This window comes from Thauera sp. ZXT1-4, assembly GCF_052598215.2.
Genome location: NZ_JBQWSN020000065.1, coordinates 1 through 4967, shown reverse-complemented (window position 1 = coordinate 4967; position 4967 = coordinate 1). Strand labels below are relative to the sequence as shown.

At 58.7% G+C, this 4967-nt stretch carries 5 protein-coding genes; 3 read left to right on the top strand and 2 right to left on the bottom strand.

Annotated elements, in window-relative coordinates:
• The coding region (locus tag ACUH78_RS18775; protein WP_445334396.1) for a type I restriction-modification system subunit M N-terminal domain-containing protein at positions 1–585 on the bottom strand (585 nt) is incomplete at its 3' end.
• 46 nt (positions 586–631) lie between these two features.
• A complete protein-coding gene (locus ACUH78_RS18770; RefSeq protein WP_445334395.1) occupies positions 632–1546 on the bottom strand; it encodes a helix-turn-helix transcriptional regulator in 915 nt (304 codons plus the stop codon).
• A 151-nt stretch (positions 1547–1697) separates the two neighbouring features.
• Here ACUH78_RS18770 and ACUH78_RS18765 point away from each other — a divergent pair, with 151 nt between their 5' ends.
• From ACUH78_RS18765 to ACUH78_RS18755, 3 genes are all read left to right on the top strand, one after another.
• Positions 1698–3164 carry a DUF3375 domain-containing protein gene (locus ACUH78_RS18765; RefSeq protein ID WP_445334394.1) on the top strand — a complete coding sequence of 489 codons (1467 nt, stop codon included), beginning with the start codon at positions 1698–1700 and terminating at the stop codon, positions 3162–3164.
• Positions 3151–3870 carry a DUF4194 domain-containing protein gene (locus tag ACUH78_RS18760; protein ID WP_445334393.1) on the top strand — a complete coding sequence of 240 codons (720 nt, stop codon included), beginning with the start codon at positions 3151–3153 and terminating at the stop codon, positions 3868–3870. The genes ACUH78_RS18765 and ACUH78_RS18760 overlap by 14 nt, the downstream gene beginning before the upstream one ends.
• Positions 3867–4967: ATP-binding protein (locus ACUH78_RS18755; RefSeq protein ID WP_445334392.1), on the top strand; the 1101-nt coding region annotated here is incomplete at its 3' end. The genes ACUH78_RS18760 and ACUH78_RS18755, both read left to right, overlap by 4 nt.

Here is a 4967-nt window from a genome sequence, read left to right as displayed (position 1 = left end):
CGCTACCGTCATGTTTGTTGAGAAGTCAATTTCCACTGGAAACGGCACAGAGCCCGCAAAGTCACCGATCAAGAATTCATAGGCAGCACCCAGCAAATCGGGGAACTCGAAATCCTCATTGCGCAGGCGGTGCAGGCTGAAGTGGGTGATCAACTGTCGCAGTTTGATATCGGGAATCTTGCTCTGGCCGACCTTGCGAGTGAAGTTGATGTGCTCGAGAACATCGTAGAGGCTGGTGTTGCCGGTTTCCAGTCCGGCCAGCGCCTTATTCAGAAAATCACCGACGTTTTGATGTGCATCGTTTAGCAGGTATTCGTACCGTGACTGTGGCGGCACCCAAAATGAGCCTTCTTCCATGTACCAGTCTTTTTGATCGGCACTCTCAATGGCCTCGGCTTCGGTCAAGCCAGCTGCCATTTCCTCCTGGATGATCTTCTCGCGGTGCTGGTCGAACACGTCGGAGCAGCGCTTGAGGAACAGCATCCCGAAGATGTATTCCTTAAATTCGGAGGCATCCATCTTGCCGCGCAGGATGTCGGCGGCTTTGAAGAGGTGGCGTTCTAGCTGTGGCAGGGTTAAGGGCATGTAGGAAATCCAGTCAAATTTGGTTGTTCTGTCGTGGCGTGGCGCATCAGTCGGCCTTGCCCATGATGTTTTGTGAGTCAGGCGATCGGTAACCCGGGGCCAGCACTGCGTTCTTTACGCCGTAAAGCGCCAGGTGATCTTTCAGCCAGAGTCGGTATTCGTGGCCCCGCAGGCTGTGGTCTGGCGAGCAGTCGACGCTCCACTGACGCAGGATGTACCCAGCTGTGGCTGCGCGAAGTTTCATGGTCAGCACACCACGATCCATGGCGTAGTCCATCTCAGTGATCTCTGGACGTGGCTGGTCCGGGTGCGGCACCAGCTCAATTTCTACGATGCGCGTCCACTGGATGTCTTGGTTACTCATCTCATGGGCTGCAACTGGCTGCCCCTTGAGCACGACAGGGTTCTTGATCCGGGTGATGACGAAATCCCGGAACTCCTGGGACTTCCGGTCGAAGGCGCGGACATGCCAGCGCAGGCCGTTGTCGATCAATGCGAAGGGAACAATCTCTCGCTCGGACTTGCCACTTGAGATCGAGTAATAGTCGATAGCAAGTGCGCATTCCTGGTGGATTGCTCGAGTCACACTTGCCAACACATCCAGATCTGGGTGCGTAAGCCGCGACGGACTCTCGCTGGCCACCCACACCTTGAGTCGCATCGGCTCACCGTCACCAAAGCCTTGCGTTAGCCAAGACAGCACCCGCTCCGGAGGAAAGTCGAAGATGGGGCGAAAGTCCGGCCCCAGGACGTAGGCCTTGCCTTTGGGGTCATAGTCGATGTTGCCCGGAGACAACTCCTTATAGAGCGCCAAATCCCGGGTTGCCGCTGCGGACTGGATGCCAAACCGCGCAACCAAGTCCTGCCGACGGATCTCCCCCACGAAGCGCACACGCAGCTCAATGAAGGCGAGCCGGTCGCGCTGAGGCTGGGTCAGTTCTGCAAGTTGGTCTTTGGGCATTCCTGAGTGCTCTATCGGGTTAACGAATACTTGTGCGGGTTATTGCGGGAAGTATATAAGCTGCTCTAGAATGTGGCAACGCAATGTTTTTGATTCTTGTATGCGTTGCATTGTGATTACCACATGACGGGCGATGCCCGCACTTTGGAGCATGGGAGTGAAAGCAGACAAAGCCATCGCGACCTACCGGCGCATGCGGGCGCAGCCGCTGTGGCGTCTGCTTGCCTCGACTACCGGGCCTACCGTCATTGGCCTGCTTCAATCTCATCTGTATGAGAGCGAGCGAAGCCTCCCTGCCTCCATTTTTCACGAACGCATCGCAAGGGATCTGGAAGAGCTGCGTGCCCAAGGCGAAGACTTTCCCCAAACGGCACAGGCGTATGTCGCCAGCTGGCTCGCCGATGGGTACCTGGAGCGACGCTTCCCGGCTGGCGCTTCAGAAGAAGAATATGAACTCTCCACAGCGGCCGTCGAAGCCATTCGGTTTGTCTCTGGCCTGGCGCAACCGCACTCAGCAGCGACCGAAAGCCGCCTGACGCTCGTCATAGAAGCCTTGGCACGACTTGCCGAGGACACCGACACTGACAAATTCCGCCGCATCGACCGGCTCATGGCCGAGCAAGCCCGCATCGACAAGGAGATTGACGCCATCCAGAAGGGGCAGATGCGCGTGCTACCCCATACAACGGCGCTCGAGCGCACGCGGGAGATCATCACGCTGGCCGACGATCTGGCCGGTGATTTCCGCCGTGTCCGCGATCAGTTCGACCAGCTGAATCGCGATCTTCGTGAACGCATCATGGATAACGATGGCAATCGTGGAGATGTGCTGGATTCGCTGTTCGCCGGAATCGACCTGATTTCAGAGAGCGACGCCGGCAGGACTTTCTCCGCTTTCTGGCGATTGCTGACGGACCCAGAACAGGCGGCCACGCTCGACCAGGCGCTTGATAGCGTTATGTCGCGGGAGTTCGTGGGGCAGCTCGAAGCCAAGGAGCGACGATTCCTTCTGCGGCTGACGCGCACCCTTCTTGAGCAGGGCGGCATGGTTCACGAGGTGCTCCAGACCTTCGCGCGCAGCCTGAAGCACTTCGTCCAGAGTCGTGAATACCTCGAGCAACGCCGACTCAATCACCTGCTGAAAGACGCTCAGCGCGCAGCACTGAGCCTGAAGGATGAAGTCAGGGCCACAGAAACCCTCCAGTACACGCTTGAGCTCACGAGCAGTCGTTTGCGCTCCTTGTCCCAATGGGTGCTGCACGATCCATCCTTGCAAGCATTACCCGGACAGATGGCAGAAGGGGATGCGCCGCCAATCGACCTGGAGTCTGTGAGCGAACTGGTCGCACAGTCGGAAATCGACTTCCGAACCCTGAAGGCCAACGTGCTGGCAGTCCTGGAGCAACGCTCCCAGGCATCGATTGCCGACGTGCTCGAGCAGTTCCCTGCTGCACAGGGGCTGGGCAGCGTCGTCGGCCTGCTGGCGTTGGGTAGTCGGCATGGGTTCAAGGCCGACCACAATGAAACCGTAGGCTGGGTTGGAGGCGACGACGAGCGTCGTAGCGCCCGAATTCCAAAGATCTTCTTTTTGAGGGAGCGGGCCAATGAACTGGTCTGAAAATGGGTCCATCAGCGACGAATCGGCAATGCCAGCCGAAGCACAAGCACCCGATGCTGCTCAGGCGCCTGCCAACACCCTGTTCCTGGGCGACAGCGGCGAGTTGGCATTGGATACCCGGCGCGCCTTGGTGCAGCTGCTGGCAGGGCCGTCGCTCGATGGACGTCGGCATCCAAAGCTCTGGCCAATCTTGGTAAGAGACGAAGCGGTGATCCGTCGGCGTCTTGCCGAACTGTTTCTCGAACTGGTCATCGATCGGGATGTGCAAGTGGCCTTCACGCGCCAGGCAGATACCGGCGACCTTGAAGTGCCCCTCCTGCTGCGTCGCGCCCAGCTGACGTTCATAGACTCCATTCTGTTGCTCCACCTTCGCCAGCGATTGACTCAGGCGGACTCGCAGGGGGATCGTGCCGTGGCGTCGACAGATGAGATCACGGAGTTTCTCTCCCTCTATGAGCGAGCCGCCAATACCGACCGTGCAGGGTTCGTGAAACGGGTTCATGCCTCCATCGAGAAGATCAAGAAGCACAGCATCCTGCAGAAGATTCGCTCGAGTGAGGATCGCTTCGAGATTTCGCCGACGCTGAAACTCCTGTTCTCTGCAGAGGAAATACAAGCGCTGACGCACCTGTATCAGCGCATGGCGGCCGGAGAAACGCCAGCGCAGCTAGTTCAGACTGACGCCGATGAGGAGGCCGACCAATGATCTCGGAACCCCAAACCGCCTCCTTGTTTGCCCGCGAGCAGTTCCGGATGACTCGCCTGCAGGTTTACAACTGGGGCACTTTCTCCGGCCTGCACGACGTGCCGATCAGCGAACGAGGCTTTCTGTTTGTGGGTCGATCCGGCGCAGGGAAGTCGACACTGCTTGATGCGTTTTCGGCGTTGCTGACGCCACCTCGCTGGATCGACTTCAACGCGGCCGCACGCGAGGCGGACCGCAGTGGTCGTGACCGGAACCTCGTCACCTACATACGGGGTGCGTGGGCTGAACAGAAGGATGGGGAGTCGGGAGAGATCGCGACCCGCTACCTGCGCGCAGGGACGACCTGGTCAGCCTTGGCGCTGACCTACCAGAATGCCTTGGGTCAGTCTGTGGTGTTGGTTCAGGTGTTCTGGCTGCGGGGAAATGCAAACGGCAGCACCGACGTCAAACGCCACTACCTTGTCATGGAGCGGGCCTTCGACCTGCGCGAGCTGGAGGATTTTGGCCAATCCAACTTCGACATCCGGAAGCTCAAGCAGTCCTTCCCGGAAGCATTCGCACGCGACGAATTTCGTCCTTATTGCGAACGGTTCTGCCGTCTGCTCGGCATCGAGAGCGAAATGGCGCTGCGTTTGCTGCACAAAACCCAGTCGGCCAAAAACCTCGGTGACCTCAATACCTTCCTGCGCGACTTCATGCTCGACAAGCCCGAGACCTTCGAGGTGGCGGATCGCTTGGTCAGCGAGTTTGGAGAACTCAATGCGGCCCACCAGGCGGTCGTCACGGCCCGTGAGCAGGTTCAAACGCTCGCACCAGCGCGGGAGCAGCATCAGCGCAGGGACTCATTGATGCTGCAGCGCAATGGCTTGGATGAGCTTCGGCTTGGTGTTGATGGCTACCGGGAAACCCGACGCATTGACCTTCTCAAGGAGCATGTGGCAGCCCTGGAGGTGCAAGCCAACGGCTCAGAAGGTGAAGTGGGGCGACGTCAAAGCACTCTGGAAAACCACGCCGCAATCTTGCGCGATCTGGAGCGACAGCATGAGGTGCCCTACGTTTTCCGCCTTCCAAGCGGTCGTCCTCATGCTGCCATTTCT